This window comes from Geminicoccaceae bacterium (assembly GCA_020638465.1).
Classification (GTDB): Bacteria; Pseudomonadota; Alphaproteobacteria; order Geminicoccales; family Geminicoccaceae; genus JAGREO01.
Map to the genome: position 1 here is coordinate 1749458 of JACKIM010000002.1, position 17424 is coordinate 1766881.

Here is a 17424-nt window from a genome sequence, read left to right on the forward strand (position 1 = left end):
CCCTCAGCGTTGGCGCAGGCGAGGATTGGCGACTTCCTCATAGGCGCGCGAGACGAAGACCAGCGCGCTCACCAGGGTGATGATCGCGATCGACGGCCAGGAAAACCACCACCAGGCCGTGCGGACCTGCCCCGAAATCCACAGTTCGTAGAGCATTCCGCCCCATGACAGGTGGTCGGGATCGCCGAAACCGAGAAAGGCCGCACCAGCCTCGGCAATCACCGACCAGGCGATGTTGAAGGCTGTATACAGCAGCAGCAGCGGCAGGATGTTGGGCATGATATGGCGGTAGATGATGCGGAAGTCGCCGCACCCCCGGGCCCGCGCCGCCAGCACGAACTGCCGCTGCTTGAGCGCCAGCGTCTGGGCACGCACCACACGTGCCGATGTCCTCCAGACGATGAGCACGATGGCGAGAATGACAAAGGACTGGGACCTTCCGAACAGGGCGATCAGCACGATGATGAACGGCAGGAACGGCATGCCGTAGACGATGTCGGTGAACCGCATCAGCGCCTCGTCGATCCGCCCGCCGTAATACCCGGCGACCAGCCCGATATTGGCGCCGATGACGATGGACATCAGCCCTGACACCAACCCGATGAGAATGGTGGTCCGTGCGGACCAAATCATCTGGCTCAACAAATCGCGGGCGAGAAAGGTGGTGCCAAGGGGAAATTCCAGCGACGGGGAACGCAGCGAGGCGATCCTGCCCTCCGCATCCTTGAGCGTGTCCCACGGACCGTGCGGGGCCAGCATGGGCGCGAAGATCGCCACCAGCACGTAGAACAGCACGATGATCGCACCGATCGTTCCCATGCGGCTCTGGCGCAGGATCGACACCTGGTTGACGATCGCGGCCACGGCCGTCCGGACCGGCGTCATGCGGCCACTCCCGAGGTCCCGTCGGCAGTGATGCGGGCGTGGGCGACGGCGATGCGCCCCAGCTGCCCGGCATCGACCCGCACACCCAGTCCCGGGGCGTCCGGCAGCGTTGCCACGGCCGCATCGACACAGGTCGCGAAGTCGGTCGGGTCTCCCTCAAGACGCAATACCGACATGTAGGCATGACCCACATCGAGAAGGTTGTGCAGGGTCACGCCCAGTTGCAGCGAGGCTGCCTGGGTGACGCCGAATTCGATCATGCTGTTCATCAGGATCGCGATGCCGTGCCCCTCGGCCAGCGCGGCGATCTTGCGCGCCGGCACGAGACCGCCGTTTTTCGAAACCTTGATGGAGAATGCATCCACGGCGCGATCGGCCGCAAGTCGCGCAGCCTGCCCGAGCGAGAAGACCGCCTCATCGGCAGAAACCGGCACGAGTGCGGCTTCGCGAACGCGCTTCATGCCTTCGTCATTGGTGCGGGCCACGGGCTGTTCGAGCAGCGCAAGCGGTGCCGTGCCGATCATCGAGACAAAGCGCAGCGCCTCGCTTTCGCTCCAGCCCTGGTTGGCGTCAGCGATAAAGCTTACATCGGGATGAAAGCGCTCGATCAGTGCGCGGGTCCGCTTCGCATCCTCGCCGACATCGCGCGACCCCGCCTTGATCATGAACGAGCGATAACCTTGCGCGACCTTCGCCTCGACCACCGCCATGCTCGCCATGAGCGGCTCGCTGCCCAGCGGCCAGAGCAGGGGTATGGAGGACCGCAGCCGACCTCCCAGAAGATCGCAGACACGCAGGCCGGAGCGGCGCGCGACGAGGTCGTGCAAGGCCATGTCGATCGCACCCCGGGCCAGCGGCTGACCCGCAGCCAACGCATCGAGTTCGCCCAGAAGGACGGCATGATCCTGCGGATCGCGCCCTATCAGCCGCGAGGGGACGATCTCGGTGAGGAACCCGAAGACACCCGTGGAACTTTCGTCGGTGAAGGGGCGCATGGGATCGGCCTCGCCCCAGCCGACATTCCCCTCGCCGTCGGTGATCCTGACCATCACCGCCTCGGCATGGGTCAGCGTGCCGTAGACCTTCGAGAGATGGTAGGGCGTCGAGAGCGGACTGCGGACCTGCCAGAGCTCGACCGATGTGATGGACATGTCAGCTTCCCAGCCTGATACGCGGATCGAGCCAGCAATAGGAGATGTCCGCGACGAGGTTCATGACGATGACGATGACGGCGAGCATGAGGAAGGAGGCCTGTGCCACCGGATAGTCGTGACGGGCGGCGGCCTCGACCATGGCAAGCCCCATGCCCGGCCAGGAGAACACGGTCTCGACGATCACCTGCCCGCCGATGGCAAAGCCCAGCAGGATCGAGAAGATCGTGACGACGGCCAGGAGCGCGTTGCGCGCCGCGTGGCGGATCATCACCCTGCCGGGCGGCAGCCCCTTGGCACGGGCGAACTCGACATAGTCGCTGCCCAGCACTTCGAGCATCGAATCCCGCATGATGAGCATCGGTGTCGCGAGATAGTAGGCAGTAATGGTGATGGTCGGCAAAACGAGGTGATGCAGGAAGTCGGCCGAGACGATGAAATCCAGCAGGTCGCCGGGACGGTTGCCCGGACTGCTCATCCCCCCTGTGGGGAAGAGGTCGAGGCGGTAACTGAGCACGATCAGCAGCAGGATGCCGGTGATGAAGGGAGGTGCGGACTGCATCACCAGCGAGACCACGGTCGCGCCGAGATCGAGCTTGCCGCCGCGCCGCCAGCCCATGACCATGCCCACGGAAATGCCGATCGCAAACGTCAGCAGCAACCCCACCGCCATCAGGAGCATGGTGTTCCAGAAGCGGTAGACGAGGATGTCGAAGACCTTTTCCGAGGTGGTGAAGGACCGCCCCCATTCCAGGGTGACGAGATTCTTCAGGTAGAGAAAGAACTGCACGATCATCGGCTGGTCGAGCCCGAACGCCTCGCGCATGCGCCGCTGCGCCACTTCATCGAGGGCCGGCGATATGACCTGGGCGGTGGGGTCGCCGGGCATCAGCCTGAACATGACGAAGAGAATGGTGGCAATGGCAAGAAGCGTCATGGCGGAATATAGAAGCCGCCTGAGAATGTACTCTTTCACGGAATTCTTCTCCGATACATCGAACGACGCTTCCGCTCGGGGTAGACCGGCCCCGCCTGCCCGACGATCCGATACCCTTCATCCGCGACGCAGGCCAAAAGGAGAGCGACCCCCTGCGACACCTCCCCTGCCCGCACCCGCCGACCTCCTGTCTCTCCATGACCGCACGGATGCGCGGCCATGGAGAGAGGGCTGAGGTCAACCCGGATAATGGAGCTTGCCGCCCTGCCACGTGAACCCGGCATCGCCGAGGATCTTCCTCGCCATGTCGAGATCCTGCGCCGGTGCCGTCACCTGCGGATTGTGCCAGTTGGCGTTGACCGGAGCGATGACCGACCCGCCGCTTTCGGCATGACCGCCCAGCACGATGTCACGGATCATCTCGCGGGGAATGATGTATTGCATGGCCCTGCGAATGACCGGATTGTCGAAGGGTGGCTTGGTGAGATTGTAGCTCAGGCAGTAGAAACCATGGGCCGGATAGGCCCTGCCGACACATCCCTCGACCTTGTCGAGCTGCTCCATCAGGTTCGGCTTGAGGATGTAGCGGGTACGGTCGCACTCGCCCTTCTCGATCGCCGCCGCCATGGCGTCATGGCTGCCGTAGACCGTGCGGATGATGCCGGCGCATTGGGGCGCCATGTGGTGTCCGGTATTGGCAGAAACCTTGAGCTCCTTGCCGCGGTCCCAGTAGTCGAAGCGGAACGGGCCGCTCCCCACCGGCGTCAGGTTGGGATAGTTGAGCGGATCATCGACATCGACATTGCCCGGAATATCCTTCCAGATATGCATGGGGATCAGCATCAATGCCGAAAAAAGATTGGCGAAAAGCGGGGCGAAGGGCTCGCTCAGCCGGAAGGTCAGGGTGCGCGCGCCGGTGATCTCGATGGAGGAGACCCGCTCCAGCGACGACACGAAGAACGGCGCCTTCCACTCCTTCTGGTAATCGAAGGAGAACTTGACGTCCTCGGCGGTCACCGGCTCGCCGTCGTGCCACTTCATGCCGTCGCGCAGGGTGATCTCGATGGTGGTCGGATCGACGACCCGCGCGCCCTCCGCCGCCCAGGGCACCGGCTTTCCCTCGGGATCGACCTGGAACAGCGAATCGTAGATCATCCGCAGTTCCTTGAACTCGTTGGAGTCGTTGGCGGCGATCGGATTCAGGTTCTTCAGCGGGGCCGTCGCACCGGTGCGCACGTAACCGTCGCCCTCGACCACGGTCATGCTGACGTCGGTCCAGAGCGAACCGATGCCCTCGCCCATCTGCGGCGTCAGGTTGGCGATGCGGTCGGAGCGATAGGCATTGGTCATCGACGGATAGACGACCACGTTCTCAGGCTGGTCGGCCGCGATCAGCGCCTGTGCCTCCAATACGCTCTCCCGGCGCCTGTCCGCGTCCATTTCCTGCTGCTGGGCCGCGGCCAGTTCATCCACACGCGGATTGCTGTAGCCCGTCCAGTTGAACCCGCCCGGGCGGTAGTTCGATGAATGGTGGACCGAATGGATGAACACATCGGGGTCGATGCGCACCGACTGCCCGGCCAGGAGGACGAGGAACAGGTCGTAGTCGTGCTCCTTGATGACCTTCTGGATGCCCTGGTTGTAGTCCTCGGGCGTGGCCTCGATGTCGAAGCCGATGGACTTGGCGGCCTGCGAAATGAGGCGCGCGGCCTCGGGACGCACGGGATCGAACTGGGCGGTGGCGGTGAGCAGGCTCGGAGCCTCGACCGGCCCGCCCGCAGCCCGTGCCGAACGGGGCACCCCCAGTGCGGACATGCCGCCGATGGCGGCTCCGGACAGAAGAAAATCACGTCGCTGGATACGACCGGGCCCCATTCCCATCTCCCATTCGTGTCATGTCGTGCCCCGCGCCCGCGTTCACCGGAGCAGGTCATGCGCCTTGAAGTGAATTTATTGCCTGAACGGGATGGTCTGTCTAATGTCAATTCCAAGCTCATTCATAACCTGAATTGATGAATGGATCGCCATTGGATCCGCTCCGTTCCGGGCACGGGCCCGACCGGCTGAACTACCGCCAGATCGAGGCGTTCAAGGCCGTGTTCGAGTGCGGTTCGATGACCCTCGCCGCGGAACAGCTCGGCATTTCCCAGCCTGCCATCAGCAATCTCGTGCGTCTGCTGGAGGCGCGGATCGGCTTTGCCCTGTTCCTTCGGACGACACGGCGGCTGACGCCCACTGCCGAGGCACTGATCTTCTACGAGGACGTGGAACGGGCGCTCACCGGAATCGACATGCTCGGCGACACGGCGCAGGACCTTCGCGACCGCCGCCGGGGGCGACTCGCCATCGGCGCCGTGCCCGCCCTGTCGCTGGGATTCATCCAGGCCCTGGTGACAGGGTTCCACATCGATCGCCCGGAAATCCGGATCGACCTGCAGACCCGGACATCGCCGCAACTGCTGTCGCTGGTGGCGTCGCGTCAGCTCGATATCGCCGTGATCGCCGACATCGGACGCAACCCGATGGTCCATTTCGAGTCCCGGCACCGCATCGCCATGGTCTGCGTCCTGCCGCCCGGCCACCGGCTTGCCGGACAGTCCGTCATCCACGCGAGCGACCTCGAACACGAACAATTGATCTCGCTGTCGATCCTCGACCTGCTCGGCCCGCGCATCAGGCAGAGCCTGCATGATGCCGGCATTCACCCGAAGGTATCGATCACCACGGGGATAACGTCCTCGGCGTGCGCCTTTGTCGCCGAAGGTGCCGGTGTGGCCGTCGTCGACCCGTTCTCTGCGGCACAATTCACGCCGGACAAGGTGGTCATGCGCCGCTTCGAGCCGACCATCACCTTCGACATCGCAGTGATCCGCCCGGACGAACTCAAGTCCTCGACGACCGGACTGACCATGGCGTTCGCGAGCATGCTGCAACAACGCCTGGAGACATTCACCTGCCCGGCATGATCCCCGGCAGCACGGAACATGGCTCGCCCCGAAAGCGGCAAAAACCTCTCGACAAGCTTCATATTATTTTCTACCAATACGTTAGATAAACAATATAAAAGAACGCCCAGGTAGTGTGATTTGTATTTCATTTTTTGCCTATCTGGAGGCGTATATCATGACGAGCCGGTCGATGACGGGTCAGGACCGTCTGGACGCGAAGATCCTCGACAGGATGCAGGAGGTCGGGATCGGCGGTCGGGCCGCCATGCCATCGCATGTTGCACACCCCGACCATGGCCGCCCCTTCGGGCAGGCCGGGCTGTTCCGCCATCATGGCGGGCCAGGATTGTCCCGCACCGTGGCCATCACCCCCTTCCGCCGCAAGGCGCTGATCGTTGCGGGCGTGTCCAGTCTGGCACTGCTCGCGGGCGCCCCGGCAGGATATGCCGCCTGCGGCACGGGTACGGCCAATGGCAGCGGGGGAACCAGCTATTCGCTGTCCGGTGCCGACACGGCAGGGTGCGCGCTTTCCGCCAACGACAGGATCACGGTCGAATCGACCGGTTCGATCACGACGAACGATGCGCATTCCATCGACAACGGGACGTCGACGGGCACATCGATCACCAATAACGGAACATTGACGGTCAGCAGTACCGGATTGCCTGTCGACGCCGCAATCAGCAACGGTGTCGGCGGTGTCATCAACAGGATCGTCAACACGGGCACCATCACCGTGAATCCCGGAACAACGGGCGTACAGAACTTGGGCACGGTGACCCTGCTGCGCAACACGGGCACGATTACCGCCACCAACAACTACGCAATCGAAAATAGGGGGACAATGACTGTCGACAATAGTTCCGGAACGATTTCGGTAACGGGACTTGCGACGCATGCCATCTACAGCAGTTCAAATACCACGATCACTCTCAACAACACGGATGGTGTGATCTCGTCCGAAACGGGCACGGCGTTACAGTTCAACGAAAACTCCACCATCAACAATACCAACGGCCAGATCAGCGCGCTGGACGCTACAGCGCTGGAAATAAACGGACCGGTGCTTGGCATCTTCGAGAACAGCGGCGGACTGATCACGTCCGCGAACGAGGATGGTGGCGACGGAACGTTCAATCTCGACGACCAGGTCGCCCCGATGACATTCCATGGCGGCACGATCCGGAATACGTGGGCCGATGACACAGCCGTCGCGCTCTTCCTCGGATACGGCAATGAAAGCGAGATCAAGTTCGATGACGTCGATATCATCTCCGATGGTGCCGTCGCCGACAGCGGCGGTGGCGTTGCCGTTTACTTTTATGAAGTCGAACCGGAGCTCGTTCTCAACCTGACCGAAAGCACGACAGTACGGGGCAAGATCGTCAGCGTGTATGGCGGCAGCAGCCGTCTGGTCACCAAGGCGACCATCAACGGGGATATCGACTATTCGGACAGTGGCGACGACCAGATCACCGTCAATGGCGGCGTCATCAACGGCAATATCGACATGTCCACGGACGATGACGTCCTGACCGTCAATGCCGGCACGCTCAACGGCACCATCGACATGGGCGACGCCAACGACACGGTGAACCTCAACGGTGGCACGGTGGCGAACGATCTCGCGATGGGCGCCGGTGGCGACACGATGAACCTCAACGGCGGCACGATGGCGAACAATGTCGCGATGGGCGATGGCGACGACACCTTCGCCTATACAGGCGGAAGCCTTGGCGGCACGCTCGACTTCGGGATCGGCAGCAATACCCTGTATGTGGACGGATCCTTCGCCAACACCCAGACCATCACCACGGGCGCCGGTGGAGATACGACCGTCTTCGTGAGCGAGAACGGACTGTTCACGGTTACCAACGCGCTGGGCCTCGGCACCGGCGGGAATATCATCACGAGTGCAGGCGGAACCTTCTATGTTTCGTCGAGCGATGTCACGGCGAACGATCTCAACAATGCCGGCACGGTGCAGATCGCCAACGGGCGCAGGTTGACGCTTGCCAACAATATCAGTGCGACCGCGGGGCACTTCAAGTTCGACACCGCCGGCCAGAACGGCCAGATGGAAACCGGACATATCGATACCGGCCTCAATGCGGTGGATATCAGCAATGACACGGTTGTCGTGAACTATACCGGCGGGGAACTGACGGCGCCGACCGAGTCCCTGATCATGACGGGTACGGGCGCGGCGAACATCACCGGCACGACGGTGGTCGACAATTCCTACCTGTACAATTTCGGCCTGATGACGCAAGCCGCTGCTCCCGGTGCCATGCCCGCGGCCCCTTCCCCGACGAGCGATGTCTACCTGGTCCTGACGGAAATCGTGCCCATCGAAGAGGGAGCCTCGACGGACAACAACAAGGAAGCCGGCGACGTGCTCTGGAACGAGCTCAATCCCTCCACGGATCCGACCATCCAGGAAATCCAGAACCGGATGGTGAACGCGCCGACCCGCAAGGCGCTCAACGACATTATCGAATCGACGGTGCCGACCGTCGATACGGGCAACTCGGTCGCGGCGGTCGGCATGACCGGGGCCATGTTCGACCTGGCCGACGGGCAGCTCGCGATGATGAACACGGGCGGCGCCACCGGTGTCGCTTCAGGCGACAGCAACGATCTGGGTGGACTGCACTTCTGGTTGCAGGGCTTCGGCAGCAACTCCACGCAGGACGAGCGCGGCGGTATCCAGGGCTACGATGCCGATGTGTGGGGTCTCGCCGCGGGCGTGGATACGCGCAATCTCCGGGAAGACACGACCCTGGGAATTTCGTTCGGATACGCCAACACGAGCGTCGATTCCAAGAATGCCAACCGGACCAAGACGGATGTCGACGGTTATCAGCTGATGCTTTACGCCAACCACGACATGGGCGACGATTTCTTCGCGAATGGCATGCTGCTGGGGGGCCTGGGCAAGAACGACCAGACTCGCCATGATGTCGGCGGCATTCCGGGCCTGCATGCCAAGGCGGACTATGACAGCTGGACAGCGGGCGCGCGCGTGGCCGTCGGGAAGAACTTCCAGACGGGCGAAGGCAACCGCGTGAAGCTTACCCCGCAGCTCTTTGCCGAATATGTCCATTTCAGTTCGGACAGCTATGACGAGGACGGTGCAGCCGGTGCCAACCTGTCGGTCGACGGAGCCGACCAGGATATCCTCAACCTCGGGGTGAGCCTCCAGGCCGAGAAATCGTTTGAACTGGAGAACGGGGCGATACTCAAGCCCAATGTCCATGCGAGCTACAAGTACGATGTCATCGGCGATTCCGCCGATACGTCGGCCAGCTTCACCGCAGGCGGTTCCACCTTCGACACGAAGGCCCTCGATCCGGCAGACTCGACGTTCCAGGCTGGGGTCGGCCTGAAACTGATCGAAACGAACGGTTGGGATGTGACCGCCAACTATGATTATACCTTCAAGTCCGATTACGACTCCCATTCGGGATTTCTTCGCGTCGCGTACGAGTTCTGAAGGTCCTGACACGGATTGATGAAAACCCCGGCTCGAAAGGCCGGGGTTTTTGCATTTACGGGTGCTGTTGCAGTCTCGCGGCTACCCTTTTCGTGCCTGCTCCAGCAGCCAGTCGAGAAAGGCCACCGCCGCGGGCTTGGACAGTGCACGTGGCGAGAGAGTGACGAAATAGGCCGTATCCAGGTCGATGACGGCATCGGGCCATGGCGCGAGCGCTCCCTGTGCGACGAGGTCGCCGGTGATCGACCGCCAGCCCAGAACGAGACCGCGGCCATCAAGAGCCGACTGGACCGCATGGACGTAATTGTCGAAGGTCTGGCCTCCCCCGGCGGATCCGGTCAGGCCGCGATGGCCCAGATAGTCTTCCCAGCTTGCCCAGTGTGGATTGTGCGTACTGCGTACATGGATGAGCGGGGCCCGTTCGAGCAGCGTGCCGGCGGCAAGCAGCCGCCCGACCAGTGCGGGATGGCCCACGGGGCCGATGCGCTCATCGAACAGCCGGACGGTCCTGCCATCGTTCCACTTGCCGGTGCCGTAGCGCAGGGCGAGGTCGATGCCGGACGACAGCGTGGGCAGATCCGTCGGCGGCGCCTGCACGTTGACCGGAAAATCCGGATGAAGAGCGTAGAATTCCGGCAGTCTGGGCATCAGCCAGTAGGTCGCCATGCCGAGCGTGCACCCGACCGTCAATTGCCGCGCATCCGCCTTCCCGACGGCCCGTATGTCGTCGATGACCGTGGCGATCAGCCCCAGCCCCTCGCAGGTCGCCTGAGCCAGCATCTGTCCGGCATCCGTGAGCCGCGCCGGGCGGGTCGTCCGGTCCAGCAGCGAAGCGCCCACATGGTCTTCCAGCGCCTTGAGCGTCTGGGTCACGGCCGCCTGGGTGACGTTGAGCCAGGCGGCCGCGGCACGCATCGACCCGAGGCGCGCCACCGCCTCGAAGGTCGCCAGCAGGCGCAGCGGAGGCAGTCGATCCATAACTTAACCTGCAACTTAACTTGATGTCAGATTTATCGGCCTGTTGCACGGCCGGAATCAAGCACAAGATGCGATCACCGAACCGGCTCGCGGAGCCATGAATTCGTGGAGGCATCGTGGATCATCATCAGTTGGAGACCAGTTCGACGGTACAGCTTGGCGAAAAGGGACTGACGCTCCCCCTGAACGGCGGTCGTACGGGATATTTCAACTATTACTGGCTGCGCGACAATTGCCCTTCGTCATTCGACGACGAAACGCGCGAACGGGTGTTCGACATCTTCCACGAGGCGGAACCTCCGCGACCGGCGTCAGCGCAGGTCGAGGGCGACCGGCTGGTCATCCGCTGGCAGGGTGACGGCCATGTCTCCCGTCTGCCGCTGGCCCTTCTCGAAACCCATGCCGACGGCCGGCCTCGCCCCGACCCGGCGGATCTGCCGCGACGGCCGTGGCATGGCGATCACTATCCCGACATAGCCAGATTTTCCCAACCGGCACTGATGACCGATCGAGGACTGGTGGCAGACTGGATCAAGGCGCTCATCGTCGAGGGCGTGGCCATCGTCACCGACATGCCGGACAGTGACGAGGGACTGACGGAGACCGTGCGATTGATCGGCCAGGTGCGGCCGACCTTCTTTGGCGACTATTTCGATGTCCGGGTCCATATCAAGCCGACGAACCTCGCCTACACGGCAAAGGCCCTGGAGCTGCATACGGACGTGCCGGCGGAAGAGAGCGCGCCGGGCGTACAGTTCCTGCATTGCCGGGCCAACAGCGTGGAAGGCGGCGGCAGCCTGTTCGCCGATGGAATGGCGGTGGCCAACGACTTCCGGGTCATCGACCCCGAGGGTTTCCGCCTCCTGTCGGAAATCGACATACCGTTCTATTGCGAACATGACACCTATGACATGCGCGCCCGCCAGCGGGTGATCGAGCTCGACGCGAAGGGCGAGGTCAGCGGCCTCACCATCAGTCAACACCTGGCGGATGTCTTCGACCTGTCACAAAAGCAGCTGGACGATTACTACCCTGCCTTCTGCCGGTTCGGCAGAATGCTCCAGGACAGGAAATACGTCATGCAGTTCCGCTTGCAGGCCGGGGAATGCATCACCTTCGACAACCACCGCATCGTCCATGGCCGGGCCGCCTATTCTGCCACCAGCGGCGAACGCTACCTGCGCGGGACTTACGCCGATCGTGCGGAAATGCGCTCGACCTACCGGACCATCACCAGCCCCGGCCGCCTTGCCCCTGCATCCGGACGTGCGGCATAGCGACCCGAACGGGGCGCCGGCTCATACCCATGATCGCCGGTCGCCCCTCGGGCCCGCTCAGCCGCCGGCGAGCTTCTCGGCGATGCTCTCCGACCAGACGCAATAACCGGGATTGCGGCCGCCGATGATGGCCATCAGCACATTTTCGCGGTCACCCATATTCTCGAAACTGCGCATGACGCCCGATGGCACCGATATGCCATCGAAGGTATCCAGTTCGGTGGAATGTTCGCCATTCGTGCCCCAACGGACCTTCCAGCGGCCGGTCATGGCGATGAAGACCTCCTCGCTGTCATGGCTGTGCAGCGCCGCCCCCTGCCCCGGCTCGGCCCGGATGTAGTCGATGTGGAAGTTCTCGGCAGCCTTGACCGCCTTGAAGATCTTCTCATCCGAGGTACCGACCCCCAGCGCCCCGTAAAGCACACGCCTGTGCCCGGGAATGGCCGCATCGAGGAAGGCGTTGGGCGATCCTTCGAGACGGTCGTAGCGCCAGACCCGCGCCTCCATCTCCTCGGTGGAAATCGGCCTGGACTTGCCGATATGGGCTCCCAGTCTCTCATCGAGCCGCACGTCGATTTCTTCACGCATGGATAGGTACTCCCCTTTTCAGCGCGATTACTGCCAAAGTTGTCTGCCCGCGATATCGGCCCCTTCGCGCATGGCCCTGAACTTGGCCCAGACGATGTCGGGATCGACAAGGCCATCGCCGGCGAAGGTCGAAAACCCGCAATCCGATCCGGCCATGACCCGCTCGCGCCCGACAATGCCGGCAAAGCGCAGCAGCCGCTCGGCGACCAGTTCCGGGTGTTCGATGTAATTGGAACAACTGTCGATCACCCCCGGACAGAGAATCTTGTCATCAGGGATCGCTACGTCTTTGAAGACCTTCCACTCATGCGCATGACGCGGGTTGGCTGCCTCGAACAACAATGTCGACGGGCGCGCCATCAATACGATGTCGATGATCCTCGACAGGGGAATGTCATGGTGATGCGGACCTTCATAGTTCCCCCAGCACAGATGCATGCGCATGCGCTCCGGCGGCAGGCCGGCCAGCGCCGCGTTCAGGATCTCGACATGGCGCCGGGCATGGTCGAGGAAGGTCTTCTCGTCATCGTCCCTGAAGATCGTGTGGCGCCCCATGCCGAGATCCGGGCAGTCGATCTGCAGATCGAAGCCCGCCTCGATGATGGCCGCATATTCATGACGCATGGCAGCGGCAACCGCTTCGAGATAATCCTCGTGTGAGGGGTAGTAGCGGTTGGGCTGGAAGATCGCGACGACGCCGGGCGAAGGCGCATTCATGAACGCACCGGACGGCCGGACCGCATCGACGGCGTGACGCAACCGGCGCAGATCATCCTCCAGCGGTTTCGTATTCACCACCTCGACCGGACCGATACAGGCCGGTCTGGGCAGCGGCAGCGCATCCCTGCGCCGTTCGGCGAGCTTCTTCACATAGCCCGGGAACTCGGCCAGATCGCCGCCGGGAATGCGCGGACTGTCCCCGTCGAAGCCGCTGAGACGGTCCGAGAGGTAGTTGGCATAACCCAGCTTGGCAAACTCGCCATCGGAAACGAGGTCGATGCCGCATTCCACCTGCCGCGCCACCACGGCATCGACAGCTGGCGCCAGGACGGTGTCGAAGGCCCCGTCATCGACGGGATTGCCCTCGATCTTGCGGCGCAGGAGGCCACAGACATTGTCGGGTCTCGGCAGCGAGCCGACATGGGTGATGCGGATACGGTCGGTCATGGTCATCCTTTCACCGAACCTGCGGTGAGGCCGGCGATGATCTGGCGGGCGGCGAAGAAGGTGAAGAGCAGGGGGGGAATGATGATGAGCGTGCCCATGGCCATGATGCGCCCCCATTCCACACCCGTGTCGGTGATGAATCCGGCGGCGGCCACCGGCAGGGTGCGCGAGTTGCGCCCGGTCAGCAACAGGGCGAGAACGAATTCGTTCCAGGCAATCCTGAAGGTGAAGATCGCTGCCACCGCATAACCCGACTTCATCAGCGGCATGAGGATCCTGAAGAACACCTGCAACGGGGAAGCGCCGTCGACAATGGCCGCCTCCTCCAGTTCCACGGGAATCTGCTTGTAGAAGCCGAACAGCAACCAGATGCAGAAGGGCAGGTTGAGAGCCGTGTAGAAGAAGATCAACACCGCATAATCATTGTCGATGCCGAAATTCAACACCATGGCGAAGGCCGGAATGGCGAGAACGGCCGGCGGCATCATCCGCAGCATCAGCGTGCTGTTGGCCAGCAGCCGGCGCCCCTTGAATTCGGTACGGGCCAGGGCATAGGCGCAAAAGCCGCCCAGCAGCAGGGTCAGCACCGTCGAAACGCCGCCGATGATGACCGAATTGGTCAGGTAGCGATCGAATTTGCCCCGACCCATGAGATAGTCGTAGTTGTCCATGGTCGGCGTGAAGAAGAACCACACGGGCTTGCCGTCGAAGATCAGCACCTGATCCTTGAAGCCGGTGGAGACCATGATCCAGATCGGCGTCAGGCACAGCAGCGAGAGGACGATCAGCACCGTGTAGTGCAGCATCTTCCGGCTGGATGAATTCGGCATCAGACGTCACTCTTGTCGCGCATGGGGTTGCCCACGGTCAGGATCGTCAGGCTCATCAGCGATACGATGACGATGAGCAGGACGGCTATGGCCGATGCATAACCCAGTTGCTGGGCGTTGAACGCGCGGTTGTAGATGTGCAGGGACAGCAGCTCGGTGGCCCGGCCCGGCCCACCGCCGGTCATGATGTACATGACCTCCATGCCGCGGAACACGTCGATGAGGCGCATGAGCAGGGCGATCACGAGGATCGAGCGGATCATCGGCAGCTTGATGAGGAAGATCTGCTGCCAGCCATTGGCGCCGTCGATGCGCGCGGCTTCAAGCACGTCCGACGGGAGGGCCTGCAGCCCGGCAATGACGATGATGAAGATGAACGGCGTCCACTGCCAGATATCGGTGAAGACGATGGCGAAGAAGGCCAGATCGGCCTCGCCCAGCCAGACCTGCGGCTCGATGCCGATCATGCCCAGATAGTAGTTGACCCAGCCCGCACGGGCATCGAACAGGTAGCGCCAGATGAGCCCCACCACCACGGGCGACACCATGAGCGGCAGGATGAAGATGGTGCGGAACACCGAAGCCCCGCGAATGGGCCTTTCGAGCAGCAGGGCCAGGGCCACGCCCAGCGCCATCTCGATGCTGATCGTCCAGAAACCGAAGCGCACGGTCACCCACAGCGATTCGAACACGTCCGGATCGGCGAGCATCCGCACGTAATTCCCCCAACCGACATATTCCGCATCTGAATATTGTTGGCCGATCTGCCAGTTCAGAAAGCTGAGATAGATGGCATCGCCAACCGGGTAGAGCAATCCCACGGCCATGACGATCACGGCCGGGAGAATGAAGGCATAGGGAGCCCACTGACGGGAGTCGGCAAGGTTCATGGACATCGAGCGTTTCCCAACCGGGGGCGGAGTCCTGACGCTCCACCCCCGTTCATGTTCCCGACCTGCGGTTACTTGCCAGCCCGATATTCGGCCCAGTCGTAGTACCCTGCCCGCTGCATGATGGCGCGCGCCTTGTCGGCCGCCTCGTCCATGATCGGCTGGATCGGGTCGTCGGTGGTGATGACCTTCGTCAGTGCCTGACCGAGCACGTCGATGTTGAGCTCGTTCCACTCGGGGATCAGCGGGCGCCAGTCCGGATCGGCACAGGGCAGCTGCTCGGAGACAACCGTGTATTCGGGGAACTTCTCGACGAATTCGGGATCCTGCAACGTGGAAATGCGCACGGGATCGCCACCCAGTTCGACCATGCGGCGGTCACCGGCCCTGGAGGTCATGTACTGGATGAACAGGAAGGCCGCTTCCTTGTGTTGCGAATTGGCCGGGATGCCGATCGCGAAACCGCCAGTCTCCGAGCCGCAACGGACACCGGTGGGGTGCAGGGCGAAACCGACCTTGCCGTCGACCTTGGAGAGCTTGGGGTCGCGCGACATGGCGGCGATCTTCAGCGTATCCAGATACATGGCCGCATCGCCCTGAAGGAAGGCCGCCGAGGCTTCGGAGAAGCCGTAGGACGATATGCCGGCAGGTCCGGTCCTGGCGATCTCGCGCAGGATTTCGGCCGCCTTCACACCGGCTTCATTGTTGAATACCGGGTTCCACTGGTCGTCGAAGACCTTCCCGCCGAGCGGTGCCAGGTGCAACAGCCACGCGGCGGTGACCTGGTGACCGGTCTGCCCGCGGCTGGTCATGGCGCCGATACCGGCCTTCTCCTTGATCTCGGGCAGCAGCGCCTCAAGTTCCTCGTAGGTCTGCGGCACCTTGAAACCGTATTCCTCGAAGATGTCCTTGCGGTAGGCGAGGATGGATGTCTCCGCGCCGAACGGGATACCGTACAATGCGCCAGACTTTCCCGGCATGTAGCCCTTCTTGCCACCGACAATGCCACCATTCTGCAAATAGGCGTCCGCGACATCGTCGATGTCATAGTCGGGATCGACCAGCGCCGCGTCGGTGTAGAATTGCGACAGGGGCGCGAGCAGCCCCTTGGAGACATATTCGCCCTTCCACATCACGACCCACGACACGACGTCGTATTCGCCTTCGGGCTTGGACAGTTCGAGCAGCTGGCGATCGCGCAGCTTGAGATATTGCAATGCGTCGATCTCGACCTCGATCCCGGTTTCCTCGGTGAACTCGTCGACGAGTTCCTCGGCCGCCTGGAAGTGGGAAAGTGCCGGCCAGCTGACGACAATCGTCGTGCCGGCATATTTCTCGTAAGGATTGGCTTCGAGCCGCCCCGTGACAGCCATGGCGGCGAGCCATATGCCCGTCGCGGCCACGATATTCCTCATCATCGTTCAGTCTCCCTTTGTGTAGAGATGGCGCGGCCTGCGGACAGGTTAGGTTCCGCGCCGCGACGGTCTTTCGTCACTCTCCCCGTCGCCTCGCACGACTTGACGGCACTTCGGCCAGGAGAACGAGGATACTCTCGACATGCCTGGCCATGGCCTGATGCGCCCGATCGGGATCCCGCTCCCGCAATGCGGCAAGGATGGCCCGGTGATGGCCGATGGCGATCGGGATGCCGTCATGGTTTTCCATGATCTTGCGCCGGTTGACATAGGCGTGATCGTAGGCCTCGCCCGCAAATCGTTCGAGCGCGCTGCTGGCGGCGGCCACGAAGATCAACCGGTGAAACTCGCGATCGAGGATCTGGAAGGCGACGGGATCCCGGACCATCTCCTGCTGGTCGTCCACGAGCCGCGCCAGGCGGTCGAGCTGCCTCGCGCTCAGCCGGGTCGCCGCCCGTGCGGTCAGTTCCGGCTCCAGAAGCTGCCGCGCCTCCAGCACCGCCCGGTCGTCCATGCCTTCGACACAAGGCAGCAGTCTCGGCTGGTCGAGGACATAACCCGATGGCAGATCGCGTATCCGGGTCCTCGTTCCATGCCCGATCTCCACGACACCGCGCTCGGCAAGCAACTGCAGCGCACCGCGCAGGCTCTCCCGGCTGACGCTCAGCGATGACGACAGTTCACGCTCGGAAGGCAGCACATCGCCCGCTTTCAGCAGTCCCACGGCCACCTGTCGCGCCAACCCCTCGGCGATCTGCTCGCGCAGGGGCACCCGCCTGATCCGCTGCTGCAACTCACGTCCGAGTTCACGAATCACATCGCCCATGCTGTTGAATACGCCTTCCCTGAATGGTCTAATGAC

At 62.7% G+C, this 17424-nt stretch carries 14 protein-coding genes; 3 read left to right on the top strand and 11 right to left on the bottom strand.

Annotation, left to right across the window (positions count from 1 at the left end; all coding sequences use genetic code 11):
* Window positions 1-3: 3 nt before the first annotated feature.
* The 4 genes from H6851_18480 to H6851_18495 form a co-directional block, all read right to left on the bottom strand.
* Window positions 4-885, bottom strand: coding sequence for an ABC transporter permease (locus tag H6851_18480; GenBank protein ID MCB9945594.1), 882 nt, complete (start codon window positions 883-885; stop codon window positions 4-6).
* The gene (locus H6851_18485) at window positions 882-2036 is read right to left on the bottom strand and encodes a mandelate racemase (protein MCB9945595.1); all 1155 of its coding nucleotides are present in this window, start codon (window positions 2034-2036) and stop codon (window positions 882-884) included. The genes H6851_18480 and H6851_18485 overlap by 4 nt, the downstream gene beginning before the upstream one ends.
* A 1-nt stretch (window position 2037) precedes the next feature.
* Window positions 2038-3012, bottom strand: a complete 975-nt coding sequence (locus H6851_18490) for an ABC transporter permease (protein ID MCB9945596.1) — start codon at window positions 3010-3012, stop codon at window positions 2038-2040.
* Between the two features lie 198 nt (window positions 3013-3210).
* A complete protein-coding gene (locus H6851_18495) occupies window positions 3211-4833 on the bottom strand; it encodes a twin-arginine translocation pathway signal protein (GenBank protein MCB9945597.1) in 1623 nt (540 codons plus the stop codon).
* Between the two features lie 167 nt (window positions 4834-5000).
* Here H6851_18495 and H6851_18500 point away from each other — a divergent pair, with 167 nt between their 5' ends.
* Together H6851_18500 and H6851_18505 are read left to right on the top strand one after the other, a co-directional pair.
* Window positions 5001-5939 carry a LysR family transcriptional regulator gene (locus H6851_18500; GenBank protein MCB9945598.1) on the top strand — a complete coding sequence of 313 codons (939 nt, stop codon included), beginning with the start codon at window positions 5001-5003 and terminating at the stop codon, window positions 5937-5939.
* Window positions 5940-6096: 157 nt separating this feature from the next.
* Complete coding sequence (locus tag H6851_18505; protein MCB9945599.1) at window positions 6097-9417, top strand: autotransporter domain-containing protein; 3321 nt, start codon at window positions 6097-6099, stop codon at window positions 9415-9417.
* Window positions 9418-9498: 81 nt separating this feature from the next.
* On the opposite strand, the gene H6851_18510 is transcribed toward H6851_18505, so the two are convergent.
* Complete coding sequence (locus tag H6851_18510; protein ID MCB9945600.1) at window positions 9499-10395, bottom strand: LysR family transcriptional regulator; 897 nt, start codon at window positions 10393-10395, stop codon at window positions 9499-9501.
* Window positions 10396-10526: 131 nt separating this feature from the next.
* On the opposite strand from H6851_18510, the gene H6851_18515 reads away from it, so the two are divergent.
* Window positions 10527-11672: a TauD/TfdA family dioxygenase gene (locus H6851_18515; GenBank protein MCB9945601.1), complete on the top strand. Its 1146-nt coding sequence runs from the start codon at window positions 10527-10529 to the stop codon at window positions 11670-11672.
* 57 nt (window positions 11673-11729) lie between these two features.
* Here the strand turns inward: H6851_18515 and H6851_18520 are convergent, their stop codons facing one another.
* The 6 genes from H6851_18520 to H6851_18545 form a co-directional block, all read right to left on the bottom strand.
* Window positions 11730-12260, bottom strand: coding sequence for a cupin domain-containing protein (locus tag H6851_18520; protein ID MCB9945602.1), 531 nt, complete (start codon window positions 12258-12260; stop codon window positions 11730-11732).
* Window positions 12261-12287: 27 nt separating this feature from the next.
* The gene (locus tag H6851_18525; GenBank protein ID MCB9945603.1) at window positions 12288-13427 is read right to left on the bottom strand and encodes a cobalamin-independent methionine synthase II family protein; all 1140 of its coding nucleotides are present in this window, start codon (window positions 13425-13427) and stop codon (window positions 12288-12290) included.
* 2 nt (window positions 13428-13429) lie between these two features.
* Window positions 13430-14233, bottom strand: a complete 804-nt coding sequence (locus H6851_18530; GenBank protein MCB9945604.1) for a carbohydrate ABC transporter permease — start codon at window positions 14231-14233, stop codon at window positions 13430-13432.
* Window positions 14234-14256: 23 nt separating this feature from the next.
* On the bottom strand, window positions 14257-15147 hold the full coding sequence (locus tag H6851_18535) for a sugar ABC transporter permease (GenBank protein ID MCB9945605.1): 891 nt from the start codon (window positions 15145-15147) through the stop codon (window positions 14257-14259).
* A gap of 71 nt (window positions 15148-15218) precedes the next feature.
* Window positions 15219-16565, bottom strand: a complete 1347-nt coding sequence (locus H6851_18540; protein MCB9945606.1) for an extracellular solute-binding protein — start codon at window positions 16563-16565, stop codon at window positions 15219-15221.
* Between the two features lie 73 nt (window positions 16566-16638).
* Window positions 16639-17388 (bottom strand): FadR family transcriptional regulator, encoded by a 750-nt coding sequence (locus H6851_18545; GenBank protein ID MCB9945607.1) that lies wholly within the window; start codon window positions 17386-17388, stop codon window positions 16639-16641.
* Window positions 17389-17424: the final 36 nt, after the last annotated feature.